At 35.1% G+C, this 16,535-nt stretch carries 14 protein-coding genes, 1 pseudogene and 1 other annotated feature; of the genes and pseudogenes, 1 reads left to right on the forward strand and 14 read right to left on the reverse strand.

Annotated features, from left to right (window positions below):
• Positions 1-55: 55 nt before the first annotated feature.
• Complete coding sequence (locus QJV49_RS04295; RefSeq protein WP_225511853.1) at positions 56-2,431, reverse strand: helicase C-terminal domain-containing protein; 2,376 nt, start codon at positions 2,429-2,431, stop codon at positions 56-58.
• A gap of 228 nt (positions 2,432-2,659) precedes the next feature.
• Between QJV49_RS04295 and QJV49_RS04300 the strand changes: the two genes are divergently transcribed.
• Positions 2,660-3,097, forward strand: a complete 438-nt coding sequence (locus QJV49_RS04300) for a universal stress protein (RefSeq protein ID WP_010906159.1) — start codon at positions 2,660-2,662, stop codon at positions 3,095-3,097.
• 53 nt (positions 3,098-3,150) lie between these two features.
• On the opposite strand, the gene QJV49_RS04305 is transcribed toward QJV49_RS04300, so the two are convergent.
• From QJV49_RS04305 to QJV49_RS04365, 13 genes and pseudogenes are all read right to left on the reverse strand, one after another.
• Positions 3,151-4,443, reverse strand: a complete 1,293-nt coding sequence (locus QJV49_RS04305) for a hemolysin family protein (protein ID WP_225511852.1) — start codon at positions 4,441-4,443, stop codon at positions 3,151-3,153.
• 245 nt (positions 4,444-4,688) lie between these two features.
• The gene (locus tag QJV49_RS04310) at positions 4,689-5,435 is read right to left on the reverse strand and encodes a tyrosine-protein phosphatase (protein ID WP_225511851.1); all 747 of its coding nucleotides are present in this window, start codon (positions 5,433-5,435) and stop codon (positions 4,689-4,691) included.
• A 200-nt stretch (positions 5,436-5,635) separates the two neighbouring features.
• On the reverse strand, positions 5,636-7,444 hold the full coding sequence (locus tag QJV49_RS04315) for an oligopeptide ABC transporter substrate-binding protein (protein WP_225511849.1): 1,809 nt from the start codon (positions 7,442-7,444) through the stop codon (positions 5,636-5,638).
• A gap of 105 nt (positions 7,445-7,549) precedes the next feature.
• Positions 7,550-8,433: pseudogene (oppC, locus tag QJV49_RS04320) on the reverse strand (murein tripeptide/oligopeptide ABC transporter permease OppC).
• Positions 8,434-8,442: 9 nt separating this feature from the next.
• Positions 8,443-9,402 carry a murein tripeptide/oligopeptide ABC transporter permease OppB gene (gene oppB, locus QJV49_RS04325; protein ID WP_225511846.1) on the reverse strand — a complete coding sequence of 320 codons (960 nt, stop codon included), beginning with the start codon at positions 9,400-9,402 and terminating at the stop codon, positions 8,443-8,445.
• Positions 9,383-10,342: a murein tripeptide/oligopeptide ABC transporter ATP-binding protein OppF gene (oppF, locus tag QJV49_RS04330; protein WP_225511845.1), complete on the reverse strand. Its 960-nt coding sequence runs from the start codon at positions 10,340-10,342 to the stop codon at positions 9,383-9,385. The genes oppB and oppF overlap by 20 nt, the downstream gene beginning before the upstream one ends.
• Entirely contained in the window at positions 10,339-11,355 is a 1,017-nt protein-coding gene (gene oppD, locus QJV49_RS04335; RefSeq protein WP_225511844.1) for a murein tripeptide/oligopeptide ABC transporter ATP-binding protein OppD, read from the reverse strand. The genes oppF and oppD overlap by 4 nt, the downstream gene beginning before the upstream one ends.
• Before the next feature lie 225 nt (positions 11,356-11,580).
• A complete protein-coding gene (gene rplT / locus QJV49_RS04340; RefSeq protein ID WP_225511843.1) occupies positions 11,581-11,940 on the reverse strand; it encodes a 50S ribosomal protein L20 in 360 nt (119 codons plus the stop codon).
• A gap of 197 nt (positions 11,941-12,137) precedes the next feature.
• Complete coding sequence (rpmI, locus tag QJV49_RS04345; protein WP_003132353.1) at positions 12,138-12,338, reverse strand: 50S ribosomal protein L35; 201 nt, start codon at positions 12,336-12,338, stop codon at positions 12,138-12,140.
• A gap of 127 nt (positions 12,339-12,465) precedes the next feature.
• On the reverse strand, positions 12,466-12,960 hold the full coding sequence (infC, locus tag QJV49_RS04350; protein WP_075525291.1) for a translation initiation factor IF-3: 495 nt from the start codon (positions 12,958-12,960) through the stop codon (positions 12,466-12,468).
• An 86-nt stretch (positions 12,961-13,046) separates the two neighbouring features.
• Positions 13,047-13,172, reverse strand: a sequence feature (ribosomal protein L20 leader region).
• Positions 13,173-13,534: 362 nt separating this feature from the next.
• Positions 13,535-14,857, reverse strand: a complete 1,323-nt coding sequence (locus QJV49_RS04355) for an ISLre2 family transposase (protein ID WP_225511842.1) — start codon at positions 14,855-14,857, stop codon at positions 13,535-13,537.
• Between the two features lie 358 nt (positions 14,858-15,215).
• Positions 15,216-15,524 carry a hypothetical protein gene (locus tag QJV49_RS04360; protein WP_225511840.1) on the reverse strand — a complete coding sequence of 103 codons (309 nt, stop codon included), beginning with the start codon at positions 15,522-15,524 and terminating at the stop codon, positions 15,216-15,218.
• Positions 15,515-16,360, reverse strand: coding sequence for a ParA family protein (locus QJV49_RS04365; protein ID WP_225511839.1), 846 nt, complete (start codon positions 16,358-16,360; stop codon positions 15,515-15,517). The genes QJV49_RS04360 and QJV49_RS04365 overlap by 10 nt, the downstream gene beginning before the upstream one ends.
• Positions 16,361-16,535 lie beyond the last annotated feature (175 nt).

Here is a 16,535-nt window from a genome sequence, read left to right on the forward strand (position 1 = left end):
GGAAAAAATAATTTGTCCAATTTCCCATTTTAAGTTTTTGCTTAAACATGTTTTATTATATCAAAAAATTCTTGATTTCGCTGATTGTGTCTAGTAAATTCAGCATTTTTACAGGTAAAGTTTCTGAAAGATTTTTTCGCATTCTTTTGGCGTAAGATTTTCCTGCAAGTCTTTTATCTAATACGACAATACTTGAGTACTGATTTTTACGACGGTTTACCTGACCAATGGCCTGACGTAATTTTAAAGTTGCCATTGGAACATTAAAATCATAGAAAGGATTTTCAAACTTTTTGGCATATTTTTTAGTTAAAATATCATCAGGCGTTGCAAATGGAAGTCTTGGAATAACAAGAATGACTTGATTTTGCTTATCAAAATCGACTCCCTCCCAAAAAGAACCCAAACCTAATAAAATTTTTCCTTCACCTTTATCAAACTTTTTCTTGATTTGGGCTGGACTACCATTAATATCTTGTGCTAAAATATCAAAGCCTTCAGCAGATAATTTCTCAGCAACAAAAGTCAAAGCCATTTTTGAAGTAAATAAGACCACCATTGGTAAATTCAATTTTGAAAGTTCTCCAATTGAATTTGCTGTGTAATCTGCATAATCGATTAAACTTAGATTTTTGATATTAGGCGCATCTGTCACCGTCAATAATTGCTGATTAGTGGCTTGATTTCCTTCAATTTTGAAAAAGCGATAGTCTGTAAAACCAAGTAAGTCAGGGAATGACGGCTTGTCTTTAGATAATGATAGTGTCGCACCCAACATAAAAAGTTTGGTATTTTTAGGAATCAATCGTTCAAAATTATAGAAATCTTTGTCACTCGCATAAAGCATCCCATTTTCACGCCAGATAATTTGATTATCAGCTTCTAAAAGTGCTGACAGATTTCTTAATCCAAGTTCGTCAGCATCTATCTTTATTTTATTTAAATCAAGTTCTTTTTTATTAAGCTGAAAAACAAGACTTTCTTGAAGCCTTTTGGTCAGCTGGGGATTTTCACTTGTTTCAGCATCAATTTTTATTAGTTCGTCAGTAATTTTTAAAGATTTTTGACCCGCATTTTCCATGATAGGAAATAACTGTTGAGCCTCATCAACAACAAGAACACGATTTTCCAAAAAAGTTTCAGGATAGTCAGCTAAACGTTCAATCAAATAGGCATGATTTACCACTTTAATTTCAGCCTGTTCAGCTTCTTTTTGGGCTTTCAACCAAAAATCTTGTTCATAATGAAGCTGTTTTGTATTGACATAGCCATCATGGCGAATGACTTCAAAATAGTCATCATTAGTCATGACTTTTGAAACTTCATCCAATTCGCCTGTCCTTGTTTCTGTCAGCCAAATTAAAATTTTCATTTTAAAAATTTCAAAATTTTTGCCGTCAGTATTATTTAATAAAAGCTCAGAAAATTTTCTCAGAGAAATGTAATTTTTAGTCCCAACAATCTTGGCCATTTTTAAACCAAATGTTTTCCCAAGTTTTGGTGCCACATCATTTACTAATTGCTTTTGGAGAACTTTGGTTGCTGTCGAAACGACAAGTCCTTTTCCTGAGGCCAAAATTGGCAGTAAGTATCCATAAGTTTTTCCAAGTCCTGTCGGTGCCTCAATAAAACTTGCTTGTAAATGCCTAAGCTCTGTTTCCATTAAATGAGCTAATTTTTCTTGTTTTGAGCGAGAAGCCAAGCCCAATCTACTGATATTTTCTGAAAAATTTGCTGACAAGTCTGTCAGTGGACTTTTTTTACTGACAGAAGCCCTAAACTTACGCGTCGCAATATTATGAACCACTTTAAAGCCAGCTGGTCGAATTTTTGTTTTATCCAACTGCTCTTGTAAAAAAGTTTTACTTTCAAAAAGTAAATTGTCCGAATGTCTAAGCAACTCTTCCAAAACGCTTCTTGGTAACTTTTGGATTTTTGCTTCTATTTTCAGCAATAATTCAGCTGTAGCATACGCATCCGAAACTGCGGCATGCGGATGGTCATGCGCTAAATCTAACTTTTCACTCAATGATTCTAAACCATATTTTTCAAAAGTTGGGTAAAAAACACGCGCCAAATCGACTGTATCGACACGCAACATTTCATTAAATTCCAAGCCAGCATTAAGAAAACTTTTTTCTAAAAGTCCATAATCAAACCTAGCATTATGAGCAACAAAAACACTGTCTGTCAGTAATTCTCGCACTTTTGTAGCAACTTCTGAAAACTCAGGAGCTGTCTTTAACTGTTTATCTGACAAACCTGTCAGTTCACTAATCCTTGGAAGCAAAGGTTCATGTGGATTGACTTCAGTGGAAAAAGTTTCAACAATTTTTCCATTTTCAACAAGAACAATCCCAATCTGTATAATTTTATTTTCACTACTATGAGCATCGGTCGCTTCCAGATCCACCACAGCATATCGAGTCATATTTTTCACCTATTTCTTACAGTTTTCTTTAAGTTCATAAGTCATCAAAATTTACTGACAGACTTTCAATAGAGAACTTCTATTTCTGTCAGTAATTTTTTCCACTATTTTAAAGAAATTCACTTCATCAATTATACCATAAACCATTTTTTAACAGTTTTCTTTTTACAAATTGACAAAATAAGAGTAAAATTAAAATATAGATAAAAACTTATGAAGGAGTCGCCTATGTTAGATAACTATAAGAAAATCCTTGTTGGTATTGATGGTTCGGTAGAAGCTACTAAAGCTTTTGACAAAGCAGTTGCAACAGCACTTCGTAACGATGCTGAACTCGTTATCGCTAACGTCATTGACCTTCGTGCCTTCCAATCTATCTCAGCCTATGATTCAGTTGTTGCTGATGATACACACAAAGGTGCTGAAAACCTCATTAATGACTTTGCTGACGAAGCAAAAAAAGCTGGCGTTAAAAAAGTCAAAACTCGTGTTGAATTTGGTTCTCCAAAAGTCATGCTTGGTCAAACTCTTCCAAAAGAAGAAGAAATTAGCCTCATTGTTCTTGGAGCAACTGGTCTTTCTTACATTGAACGTATCTTTATCGGTTCAGTGGCGGATTACATTATCAAAAATGCACCATGCGATGTCCTCGTCGTTCGTCAATAAAATAAAAAAGCGGAGCCTCTTAAAGCTCCGTTTTTTTATACCTCAAAGACACTCTACACTCGTTTAACTTCTAAAATATGAGGAGTAATTTTATCCATTTCAATAATAGTAATTTTTAAATTATCAATTTCGAAAGTTTGTCCCACCTTGAGTGGCTCATTTTTCTCTAGTGAATAATTTGTAATAAAACCACTAATCGTTTTACTCAAATTATTTTGAGCTAAATCAACATTAAAAAGCTCGTCGAATTCAGACAAAAGCAATTTACCATCTACTTGATAAGTAGTTGGAGAAAGCTTTATTACCAACTCTTTCTCATGATCTTCTTCATCCTGAATATCACCCACTAACTCTTCAAGAATGTCCTCAATTGTCACAAGACCACTAGTTCCACCATACTCATCCAATAGAATAGCAAAATGTTTATGCTCTTTTTGCATCTCTGAGAGTAATAACTTTACAGGAATAGTATCAATAAATATAATGGGTTCTTGCATGATTTTCTTTATTTCTTGATCAGGAGCAGTTAAATACTCTTTAATCAAATTTTGGAGCGTAACATAGCCAAGAATATCATCTTTAGTTTTAGCAATAATAGGGAAACGAGTGTGCCCTTTTTTAATCGCAAATTTTAAAGCTTCTTCAATCGAAACATCAACGGGAATCGTCTCCATATCTAATCTCGACACCATGATATCCTTAGCTATCAAATCATCAAATTCAAAGACATTATTGAGATATTCGTACTCTTTTTCGTTGATTTCTCCCTTAATGAAACTTTGATTAGCAATTAAGATTAACTCTTCTTCTGAATGAATCTCTTCACCTTCAGTTGCCAAACTTAAATTAAACAATTTACCAATTGAATTCGCCGAAGCATTCAATAACCAAACGAAAGGATAAGTCAATTTATAGAAAAAATGTAAAGGAGCGGCGACAGTCAAAACAACCCCCTCAGTTTTCGTAATACTTAATGATTTTGGAATAAGTTCCCCTATTACCACATGAACAAAAGTGATTAATAAAAAGGCTAAAATAATAGACAGGCTATCTAATAATGCAGAAGGTAAAGGAATATAAGACAATAGAGGAACCAAAATACTATGCATTGTACTCTCACCAACCCAACCAATTGCCAATGAAGTTAAAGTAATTCCAAGTTGACAAGCACTTAAGTAAGAGTCTAAATGGTTCACTATTTTAAGCGCTAATTTCGCTCTTTTATTATTTTCTTTCTCTAATGTCTCTAAACGACTCTTACGTATTTTAACCAGCGAAAATTCAGCTGCAACAAAAAATGCCGTAAGAAAAATCATCAAGACTATTATTATTAAATTTATAATCACAATTTTTTCCTTAATTTTTATTTATAATCTTTAACCTTAGCTTTGCTCACACTACTCAAAGCTTGATGTCTTTTAGACCCTACTTTGAGAGAATTGTGGCCGTCAATATCAAATTTTTCTCATCTTTTAGAATACACCAGTATTTAAACATCTTTGAGAATCCCCCAATATTGCAATAATTTAATTATACCTTAGTTAGTAAAAGACTTCAAATCACTATTTTTCTAAAATGATTATGATTAAATTTATAATTTATAGTTGAAATAAAGTCTTTGAAAATGTTCAATATAGTCTTTCTCCAATGAGAGTCCTTCTCTTAAATATCCCTCAAAAGATCCAAAATTTTCTTTCATAATTTCTCTTGCGTGAAGCAAATAAATCTTATCAACACTAAGAGCAATCTGTAGTCCCTCAATTTGCTCTTTAGTGAGCGTTTCTTTCAAAGAATTAATAATTTCTTGATTCACCTCTTTGCGAGCAACATTCGTTTTAAGATAATCCTTCATAATTTCCTCATCAGAAGCTCCTGACAGTTTTAAAAGTAAGGCGGCAGCAAACCCAGTTCTATCTTTTCCAGCAAAACAATGAAAATAAACAGCTTGTTTTTGCTCCAAAAGATCTAGTAAAAAAGCTCGATATCCTTCTAAAGCAGACTTACTGATGACAATACTTTCATAAGTTTTCATCATCGCTCCACTAATATCTGTGGCATTAATAATCATATCCTGTAAAGAGCCATTATTTCCTGAAGTTTCAGAAGCTAGAATATCTATATTTTCATATTTAATTCCTTCGAGTTCAACATCTGGTTGACTAGTAACCTCTTCTTTCCCCCTAAAATCATAAATTTTCCCAATTTGTAATTTATTCGTAAGAATTTTTTTATCTTCAGCTGTTAAATCAGTCAACTGACCTCCTCTAAAAAATATATTCTTTTTTAGTCTGGATTCTTTTGAATTTTGTGCCTGAATATCTCTAAAATTTACTAGCATATTGTTCCCTCAATTAATTATTAGTTAGGCTCATTATAGCATTTTTAAATGAATTAATTTTTAAATTCTTAAGTTCAAATATTAAAAATTGCTAAACAAAAGAAGCTCAAATCATAAATTTGAGCTTCTTTGACTTTAGAATTGCGAAACTAAAGTGAGGATATTTTTACAAAAAACTTGTAAACATAAGTTAAGTAAAACTATTTGGTTGCCATCTTATCAGAAGAAACACCAATTTCTGACCAAGTATTCATTGCGCCATAATCAAGCGTCATCCCAACCACACGTTTATTAACTGGTGTGTAACTTAGTGAAAAGTTTGTTGGAACAACATAAGCTTTTTTATTCATATCTTCTTGATATTTAACGAAAGCTGCTTTACGGTAAGTTGGATTTTCAGACTTGGCAGAATCAATATCATTTAAATCCTTAGTGATTTCTGAATCATTAAAGTGACCAAAGTTATAAGGTGCTGCTGCTGAGAACAAATCTTGTTGCGAAGGTTCAGATGACAATGACCAAGCACCGTCAGTGATATCCCAGTCATTTGCTCCTGGAGGAGTCGTCATATGATCAACCCAAGAATTAAATTCCATTAATTTACCATTGTAAAGGCTAACTTTTACCCCAATCTTCTTCCATTGTTGGATGTAGTTTTGAGCAATGGTTTCGGAGTTTGCATCACCTACACGAGCCGCATAAACAAGCGATAATTCTTTCCCGTCTTTTTCACGGTAGCCTGTAGATTTATTGAGTTTCCAACCGTCTTCATCTAAAAGTTTATCCGCTTTATCAAGGTCTTGTTTTTCATACCCTTTGACTGATGGACTCGTAAATTGTTTAAAGATAGGTGGAATTAAGCCATTTGCGGGAGTTGAAAGCCCGTTTGAGAACTTATTATCCACTTCTGCGACATTTCGCGCATAACCAATGGCTTGACGAACATTTTGATCTTGCAATGGCGTTTTACGGTCTTGGACACTAATTGAATTTTTAGTATCATAATGTCCAAGATTATAGTACATCAAGGAAATATATAGTGCTTGTTGTCCTAAAACCTTGTATCCCTTTAAGTTTTTTACTTGTTTATACTGACTATTAGCCATCGAATTGATAACGTCGTATTTATGCGCAGAAAGGGCTGCGACTGATTTTGCGGTTGATACAATTTCATAAGTAATTGAATTTAGTTTTGGTTTTTCACCCCAATAGTAAGGATTTGGGACATATTTAATAGATTCACCAGCAACCACATTTTTCGGTTTAAAAGGGCCTGTAACCAATGGTTTCGTTGTTGTTTTTGGACTAGAAGCCAAATCTTTAGGGGCAACATCTTTCAAATATTGATAAGGCGCTACCGTTTCAAGGAAGTAACCATTTCCTGATTGAGTCATCCCCGGTTTCATTTCTTTAAATTGAACCTTGATGACTTTTCCGTTTTCACCATCAGGGAAAGTAATTCCTGAGATTGTTTTAGCTTTACCCGCATGATAATCACTCAAGCCAACAATATTTGCCAGAGAATCAGTCCAACGGTCGGAACCATAAGCAGGATTAGCAATTGTTTCATAGGTAAATTCATAATCTTTAGCCGTTACTTCTGAACCATCAGACCATTTCAAATCTTTACGAAGGGTAATCGTTGCCGTTTTAGCTTTTGGGTCAAGACTGACATTTGCAGGTCCCCCATTGATAAATTTAAAGGAACTGTTAGTAAAGAAGAGAGCATCTTGACCTCCTCCAGGACCCGACATCGCACCAAAAGTGGCATCATCAGAAAGTCCTGCCAACCATTCAGCTTTCATCGGTGAGTTACTTTGATAAGCAATCTTTAAATCCCCACCTTTGATTGCCTTGTCCGGGTTTTGATAAGCAACATCAAAATTCCCCGCTTTTAATTTTTTTGTACTTGTACCTGAGCTTGAGCTTTGGTTAGAGCCACAAGCACTTAGGAGTGCAGCTGCTAAAACTACACTGCTTGCCAATAAAGTTACTTTTAATTTTTTCATCTTAGTTTCTCCAATAATTTCTTTTTATTTTTTGCTTCAATATAATATTTAATTTATCATATCCATTTTTAATAGATAAACATTTTTATCACTCTTGAATGTTGTTTATCTTGTAGCTTGTCTTTGGTCAGCCACTCGTCTTAGCGCATTTCCGATAAAGATAATGGCAAGCACCACAATTAGGATGACCACTGTTGCTGGAACCCAAGTCCAAGGCTTATCAGTCATTGTTTCTGGATTAGTCGCTTCATTTATCATTGTCCCCAAAGATGGTGTCCCTGCTGGAAGTCCAAAACCTAAGAAAGAAAGCCCTGTTTCTAAACCAATATTTCCAGCAAAAACAAGCGTTGCTTCAGCAATGACTAAGGTGGACAAGTTGGGCCATATTTCCCGAAACATAATTTTAAAATCAGAGGTTCCCGAAGTTTTTGATGCTCGAACATAATCTCGATTGACTTCTGTCATTGTTCTTGCCCGAATCAGACGCGTTGTCCCTATCCAACTAAAGATACTGATAATCCCAATTAAAGACCAAGAATTAAAGTGTGGAATAATCGTCACGAAGATGATGATAATCATCAGATAAGGTAGTATCATAACAAAATCAGTGAAACGCATGAAGATTAAATCAAATCTCCCACCAAAGTAGCCCGTAATTACACCTAAGATATTCCCTACAACTAAAGTAATAAGTGTAACTGCAAAAGCGATATTGAAAGAGTTTCGTGCAGAAATCATCAGCATCATGATGATATCTCGACCACCATTATCAGTTCCCAGTAAATGTCCATTTGTCAGTGGTGCCAGATATTGGTCCATGATATTCACATCAACATAAGTTGATTGTTTTAAAAACATCGAGTAAATATAAACGATTAGAAAGACAGCAACTAGGAAAAATGTTGAAATCATTGCTAATTTATCATTCTTTAGTTCTTCTTTGATTGAGTGAACTAATGATAAAGAATTTTGTGTTTTTTTTCTGTCATTTTCACTCCTTATTGAATCCGAATTCGTGGGTCAACCATTGCCATGATAATATCCGACAGAAGGGCTCCAAGAAGTCCCAAAAAACCATTTAATAAAATCAAAGCCGTAATCATTGAATAATCTCGCCCAGTGATTGAAGTAATAAAAAGTTGTCCTAAGCCAGGATAGCCAAAAATTGTTTCAGCAAAGATTGCTCCTCCCAAGAGTCCAGTAATCACAAATCCAAAATTAGAAGCAATTGGTAATGAGGCATTTCTCAAAATATGACATCTAAAAATCACTCTTTCCTTGACCCCTTTGGCTCGAGCCGTTCGTACATAATCTTGTGTTTGTTCATCTAAAATTCCTGAGCGGAAGTAAGTAAAAATTCCAACTGTTCCAAAGACCGCCAAACTAAATGCTGGAAGAATCATGTGATAAATCTTACTAAAGAAAACAGGAATTGTTCCCATCGCATTTGGACTTACCGTCCCACCTGTCGGAAACCAATTAAGACTATAACCAAAGATAAAGATAATCAAGAGATAGAATACGTAAGGTGGAATACCAAAAGTAATTGAATTATAGGTCAACCACAATTGGTCTTGCCATTTTCCTTCATTTCGAGCTGCAACTATCGACATCGGAATAGCAAATAAGTAAGTTAAAATAACTGACAAAAGTGACATCCAAAAAGTGTTAATTGCTCTTTGACCAATAACTGTCGTTACTGGTTCTTTAAGATTATAGGACATTCCTAAGTTACCATGAATAGCATGCCCTAACCACCTGAGATACTGCTCCCACCAAGGGTCATATAAACCTGCTGCCCGTCTTAATGCCTCAACTTCATGTGGGTCAGTATGAGGACCAATTAAACCCGAAAATGGATCACCAGGCATCAATTTAGCAAAGAAGAAAACAAGGATACTCAAGATAAATAATTGAGGAATCATCAATAAAACACGTCTAATAATTACTTTCCACATTTTCCCCTCCTTTTGGCAAAGCTGCCCAATGGCTCTCACTTAATTTTTGCAAGGGCAAAGCGTGTCCGTCTTTGTCGTAAAAGTTTGCTTTTTTATCCTCAAAGTCTTGTTCAACTTTTAGACGGTTTTCCCGATTTTCCGCTCTTCTTGTAACATCAATCGAAGGGATAGCAGATAAGAGTCGTTTAGTATAAATGTGCTGTGGCTCATCAAAAATATCTCTTCGTGTTCCTTTTTCGACAATTCGACCGTTGTGCATGACCGCAATATTATCGGTCATATGGCGGACAACTCCTAAATCATGAGAAATAAAAAGAAATGCAATTCCCAAGTTCTTTTGAATGAGCTTCATGAAATTCAAAACTTGAGCTTGAACAGATAAGTCTAATGCTGAAACTGGTTCATCCGCCACAATTAACTTAGGATTAGTAGCAACTGCCCGTGCGATTCCAATTCTTTGTTGTTGACCTCCAGAAAATTGGAAAGGATACTGCTCTAAAGCTTGTTGAGGTAGTCCAACAATATCCAATAATTCATGAATCCGTTTATTTTCTGTATTAGCATCTAATTTTTCAAAATTTCGAATAGGCTCCGCGATGATATCGTAAATAGTTTTCCGTGGATTCAAACTCGAAAAAGCATCTTGAAAAATCATTTGAACATCTTTATTGTATTTGAGCTGGTTTCTTATCCTTTTTTTGCTGACATCTTGTCCTTTATAAATCAATTGTCCTGATGTCATTTGTTCTAAACCAACAATTGTTTTGCCAATCGTTGATTTTCCGGAACTAGATTCACCAACTAAACCGACAGTTTCTCCTTCATGAATCGTTAAATCTACTCCATCAACAGCTAAAACATTATCTGTCACTCGATTAAAGAAACCAGATCGAATAGGATAATAAACTTTTAAGTCCTTTAAATTAAGAATTTCGCTCACTTTTCACCCCCTTTCAATTTTTGATCTGGAAATTCAAATTTTTCCCAAGCCTGACCTCGAACAAAATGATTTGGAGAAATTTCAGTCATTTTTTCCGAAATTACTTTTTGAGCTTCTTCTTTCATCCAAGGTACTCGAGCTAGAAATAAATCTTTGTCATACTCAATTTCTGACAGAGAAGGCACGGACCCTGGAATCACATATAAATCATCCGAAACTGTTTCGGCAGATGGATTTGAACGCAAAAGTGACCGGGTGTATGGATGTTTAGGATTTTGAAAAAGCTCTTCAACAGAAGCTTTTTCGACGAGTTGTCCGGCATACATCACCGCCACTGTATCGGCAACTTCAGCAACAACTCCTAAATCATGAGTAATTAGGATAACCCCAGCATTTTTCTTTTTTTGTATTTCTAAAATCAAGTCTAAAATCTGAGCTTGAATGGTAACATCTAAAGCAGTCGTTGGCTCATCAGCAATAATCAAATCTGGGTCATTGGCAATGGCTATTGCAATCATTACCCTTTGTCTCATCCCGCCTGAAAGTTGGTGGGGAAATTGATTAACGACTCTTTTAGGATTTGGAATTCCTACTTGTTCTAAAAGTTGAAAGATTCTACTTTCATACTGATTTTCTGGATAAACATCATGCACGGCCAACATTTCCTTGATTTGCTGCCCAATTTTCATCAATGGATTAAGCGCAGTGAGTGGATTTTGAAAAATCATTCCAACTTTACTTCCTCGAATACTTGCCATGGAATCACCCGTTTTACCAATCACTTCTTCATCATCCAATAAAATGGAGCCTGTAATTTGAGTTTGATTTGGGTTATGTAATCCCATAATAGCAGTTGCAAAAGTTGACTTCCCAGAACCTGATTCCCCAACAATGGCTAAAACTTCACCACGTCTAAGACTTAAATCAATATCATAAATTGCTTTTTGAAATTTACCAGCAATCCGAAAAGCAACACTCACTTGTTTTGCTTCCAAAATATTTTCACTTTCCACATTTACCTCCATCCTGTATTCTTATTTATACTAAATGTCTTTTATTGAAAACAAATTACTTTTGTTTCAAAACAAGGACTTATGGTATTATATTCTTTTTTATTAATTTTTGCAACAATTTAGTATATTCGGAATAAAAAAACACTCTCCTAATGTCATAATTAAGAGAGTGTCTGCTTAAAATATAAAAAATCTGCTAGAAAACCAGCAGATTTTTTAAGATATTTATTTAGCCAAAGCTTTTTTTGCTTCTTCAGCAAGTGCAGTAAATGCAGCAGCATCAGCGATTGCGATGTCAGCAAGCATTTTACGGTTTACTTCGATATCAGCTAATTTCAAACCGTGCATCAATTTGCTGTATGAAAGACCGTTCATACGTGCAGCTGCATTGATACGTGCAATCCACAATTTACGGAAGTCGCGTTTCTTTTGACGACGATCGCGGAATGCGTAGTAGTATGAATTCATGACTTGCTCTTTAGCAGTCTTGAAGAGTTTATGTTTAGCTCCGTAGTAACCTTTAGCGAGTTTTAAAATACGTTTACGGCGTTTGCGAGTTGCAACGCTAACTTTAACACGTGCCATGTGTGTTCTCCTTTAATTCTTAGTAGATTTCAATTTTGTCATAATGACAAATTTATTTTTTATTGAGTTGAAGCAAGAAAATTCAGTTCTACCTATTTAGAGATTTCTCTAAAATTAGATGACTTATTTCATAGTCCGCCTATCAAAGCAGTGCTTCAATGTACGACGATTGCAGCAATGACGTTTATCCTTACGGATTAACGCATTGTCGCAACCATGCGACGGATACGTTTGAAGTCACCTTTAGAAACCATAGAAGATTTACGAAGTTGACGACGTTGTTTCACAGTTTTACCGTGGAAACGGTGAGAAGTGTAAGCACGGAAGCGTTTAAGACCGCCGTTACCTGTACGTTTGAAACGTTTAGCAGATGCGCGGTGAGTTTTTTGTTTTGGCATTGTAATTCTCCTTAATTTATATCAGTTGGCAGAAAAAATATTCTGCACCTCTATTCATTTTAAACGTTCGTTTTCAACGAATAGAGAGGTGAAAGGTTAACCTTTCAGATGGTTGTCTTGTTAAGACCTATTTTTTGATAGGTGCAAGTTGCAAGAACATTTGACGACCATCCATTTTGGCTCTTTGTTCAACAACAGCAACATCTTTTGTTGCTTGCGCGAACTTGTCCATTACTTGACGACCCACATCTTGGTGAGTAATCATCCGACCTTTAAATCGGATTGAAACCTTAACTTTATCGCCTTTTTCAAGAAACTTGATGGCTTGACGAAGCTTTGTATCAAAGTCGTTTTGGTCAATTACTGGTGACAAACGGACTTCTTTTACAGAAACAACAGCTTGTTTTTTCTTTGCTTCTTTTTGTTTTTTCTTTTGCTCAAACATGAATTTTGTATAATCCATGATTTTTGCAACAGGTGGTTCTTGGTTTGAAATTAAAACCAAGTCCATGTTAAGATTTTCAGCTTGCATTAGCGCCTCAGACGTTGGTGTGACACCTAATTGTTCACCCTCAGCGCCAATGAGACGAACCTCACGAGCACGGATTGCACCGTTCATCATAGGTTTTCTATTGTCTTGTTTAGCTATGTTCGTTCTCCTTCTAATATGATGTGAAAGTTGACTAAGATTTAGGCAACTTCTTTTTTAAAGAAAAACAAAAGCGGAACGACAATCTCGCCCCGCTCATGAAAACATTCGTTTTTGAATAATTCCATTCGTTTGCCCAGGGCTATAACCTCTAAGGCGAGAAGCGGGTGCTTCTGCTTTTCAACTCTATTATTCTATCAATTATTTAAAGACTTGTCAAGTCCCAATTCTTTTTAGTATGTGTCCGTATTTTGGTTAAAGCCTGTTTTGCTCAATAATCAACTGAAAAAGAATAGAAAAATTTGAGTTTCATCATTAACGACTTGCCTCAACCTTGACTATTCTTCTTTTCTTTGTTAGAATATTCTAAGTTGAGTAAAACAAGTTCGGTTTGGTTTACTCACAGAGGTCGTTCCTGCGACCTCTTTTTTAATTCTAATTTTTAATTGACTTAATCATACCATAATATCGGGTAATATACAAGAAAAATTATGAAATTTAAACATGCAAAAATTCCGCACTTTACTGCGGTTTTTTTATCTTTTATTTAGAGCAATGGGTTCCTGTTGATTTTTCTACGAGCTGTGATATTATTCGTAGTTTTTCTATTCATTTCGTTAATAGAAGAAGTTTTATCTTGTCTAAAAAACTCTCCAACAGGGATATCTATTTTCTGGTAATAAGCATACTCCTCTCGCCAAGCTCCAAAAAATAATTCTCGTAGAGAGTCATTATAGACTGCGAGAATCATCTTACTCATAGTATTTGCACCTTTCTCTGACCAATACATTCCTCGACGTTTCATACGATACGTAAGCTTACGATGCTGGGTCTCCATAACCCCAATCCCCCGATGGCTAAACCCTCTAAGTTCTGCAGGCTTAGTATATTGAAAATTTTGAAGTAACTTTGTTTTAAATTTGTTAAAAAGTTCAAGCTCCTCTTCATTATTAATTAAAGATTCAGCCGTATCCAGTATTACTCTTGTTGATTTTTTACTATGCAACTGAATTGCTGAAAATAAGCCTTGCTCCAGTTCGTAAGGCAACTTACGGAATCGCTCTTTAATTTTCATATTAAGATGCTGAGCATCCCAAAAATGTTCATGGCGACACTGAAAAAGAGAAGCGATCTCTTTAAATATATAAGGTGTATAACCTTTTCCCATATCTGAATTTGTAATAAGCACCGTATCAGATGTAATGTCATAGCGATTCGTCAAGAGGTCCTCTAGCTGGTCTAGAGCCACGGCATGTTGACTTGAAATAACCTCTGACTTATTCTTCAGTCGATAACGATTCCCTGAAATTTGCTCACTCCCAGTGTGCACCAAAAAGTGAGCCATATCAACTCGCTCTTTTTCTTGTGTTTTAAGCATGATGCCATCCCCTTCAATGTAAACGGCTTGTGCTTTAATCTTATCAATCATTTCGTTTTCTTCAAAGTAACGATATTCTTCTCGATCATCAAACAATTTTGAAACTTTATTAGTCGTACTATGCACCGTTGATTTCCCAATGTAGAGCTGCGCTGAAACTTCAAATTTGGTTGAAACTTGTCTCAAAGGCATACTCGTCGCATAATCCGCAATCTGATAGAGAAGTTCAGGAGAGTATCTTCCATATTTAACAATACCCAGTTCTTCATCCACAGGGTAACGCCACACGCCATCTTTAGAATAGCTACGTCGTCTATATGTCACTACACCGAGTGAAAATGTCACCGTCTTTTCTGCTCTTTTACGATATTTCCATCCTTGAAGTTTCATCTGAGGCATTAGCTCATCATCCAATTTCTCAATCATCTTCAAAAAATTTTTTATATTATTTTTTCTTAATTCGCTGTAGTATGCTCTCTCATCAAATGTCATAACTGTCTCTCATTCTTTATCAAAGATAATTATAAGAAATATTCCATAATATGACAAATAGATTTTTATTTTAGACTTTTCTAAGATTCTTTTTTATATATTCTTTTTTTCATATTTAGTCATTAAAGTGTTTCGTTAATAAAGTATTTCGTATATGCCTTTCTGAAACAGTCCCATTTTGATTGTTCCATTTGAACTGTTTCATTCGTATTGTTCAAATTCAACATTCCAACGGATCCTATGGTTGAGCAATTGTTGCTTTTTAACAATGCAAAATACATAAAAAAAAATACCACCTGTTTCCCACAAGCGGTACAATTTCAAAAGTATTAGGGCAATAATTCTTTTACTTCTATTTTTATAAAAAATCAAAGATATCTGTTTGTTTTGAATTAAACTCTGGATCACATGCAGCTTTATAAGCACGCATAATTAATTTTCCTAAAACTTCAGAATCGCTCTTTTCATCAAGTATTTCTGTTAAATCTGCCAATGCCTCACGTTCGTTAACCCTTAAAGAAAAATTATAGCGTTCTTTTTGAGGACGTGCTTTTCGCTTCCTTTGAGATGTATGATTAATTATTGTTCGTTTAGTTATCTCTTGTGCACCAGCTTCCTGTCTAGTTGCACGAATTGCTTCTGCACGACGTTTATCTCCTAATGCCATGATAATTCCTCAACTTTCTTATCCATTGCCAACATCACTCCTTCCAATTGATACTTAAAAGTTTGATTGGATTTTTCCTTCACAACACTGTCTTTTTCAAGTTGTGTCCAAATAGATTGCTTTTCATCAGAAAAAGCTTGTGCAAATAATTCCTTATGAGGAATATATCCCACAAATCGATTGTCATCCGAAATAAGCGAAAGCAATTGTCGAGACAACTTTGTATAATGTTTTCCGATTTTTTCAATATCTGTCCCCATTAAAAGCAACTCACAGGTCACTCTATCTTCCTTATGACGCTTATCATAAGTATCTACTTTTAAATCTGATAGTGCCTGTTCCGCTTTAGGAATTGCATTCGTTGATTTTTCCGTAGGCATAACCACACCAATCTGAGCCGTTGAAACGGCTAAAGCATTTTTTGTCAAAGTATCTGTGTCAGGATGTGTATCAATGAGTAAATAATCGAACCTCTTGATTAACTCTTCATGTTCATACAACCAATCTTCTAATAAAAAGTAGATGTTTTGAGTACCTTCTGCTCTAAGACGAGCAGGTTCGTACTGCAAATTAGGGTGAGCGGGTAACAGCCAGATGTTTTCTTCAACTGGAATAAAATTTACTTCTCCACCTTTGAAAAGATTCAATGAAGTATTTTCTATTTCATAAACATCGTAAAGTTCCGACAAAGAGCACTGATGATCCAAATCAATTAAAGCGACTTTGTAACCTTGTCTGGCTTTCCACTCACCGTAAACTCGAATAAAAGGTGTTTTACCTGTGCCTCCTGCAGGAAGTGCAGCGGTTAAAACAATTGGGAATTTTTCTTCTTCCATTGTGAAATTTCTCCTTCAAATAATTGATGAAAAATACACAAGTTTTGCGCAATAACTTACATACTTTCGTGTGTAACTTTATAGTACTATTATACCAAAAGAAAAGAGACAAAAACGTCTCAAATCCCTTTATATCAAGTTTGTTAGTTCGCAACCATCTTGTAATATTTCCAAT

Source organism: Lactococcus sp. NH2-7C (genome assembly GCF_029953655.1).
GTDB lineage: Bacteria > Bacillota > Bacilli > Lactobacillales > Streptococcaceae > Lactococcus > Lactococcus lactis.

Coding starts and splice junctions, on each gene's coding strand:
- QJV49_RS04295 (WP_225511853.1), bottom strand. CDS start 2,431: ATGACTCGATATGCTGTGGTGGATCTGGAAGCGACCGATGCTCATAGT.
- QJV49_RS04300 (WP_010906159.1), top strand. CDS start 2,660: ATGTTAGATAACTATAAGAAAATCCTTGTTGGTATTGATGGTTCGGTA.
- QJV49_RS04310 (WP_225511851.1), bottom strand. CDS start 5,435: ATGCTAGTAAATTTTAGAGATATTCAGGCACAAAATTCAAAAGAATCC.
- QJV49_RS04315 (WP_225511849.1), bottom strand. CDS start 7,444: ATGAAAAAATTAAAAGTAACTTTATTGGCAAGCAGTGTAGTTTTAGCA.
- oppB (WP_225511846.1), bottom strand. CDS start 9,402: ATGTGGAAAGTAATTATTAGACGTGTTTTATTGATGATTCCTCAATTA.
- rplT (WP_225511843.1), bottom strand. CDS start 11,940: ATGGCACGTGTTAAAGTTAGCGTTGCAACTCGCAAACGCCGTAAACGT.
- rpmI (WP_003132353.1), bottom strand. CDS start 12,338: ATGCCAAAACAAAAAACTCACCGCGCATCTGCTAAACGTTTCAAACGT.
- infC (WP_075525291.1), bottom strand. CDS start 12,960: ATGATGAACGGTGCAATCCGTGCTCGTGAGGTTCGTCTCATTGGCGCT.
- QJV49_RS04355 (WP_225511842.1), bottom strand. CDS start 14,857: ATGACATTTGATGAGAGAGCATACTACAGCGAATTAAGAAAAAATAAT.
- QJV49_RS04360 (WP_225511840.1), bottom strand. CDS start 15,524: ATGGCATTAGGAGATAAACGTCGTGCAGAAGCAATTCGTGCAACTAGA.
- QJV49_RS04365 (WP_225511839.1), bottom strand. CDS start 16,360: ATGGAAGAAGAAAAATTCCCAATTGTTTTAACCGCTGCACTTCCTGCA.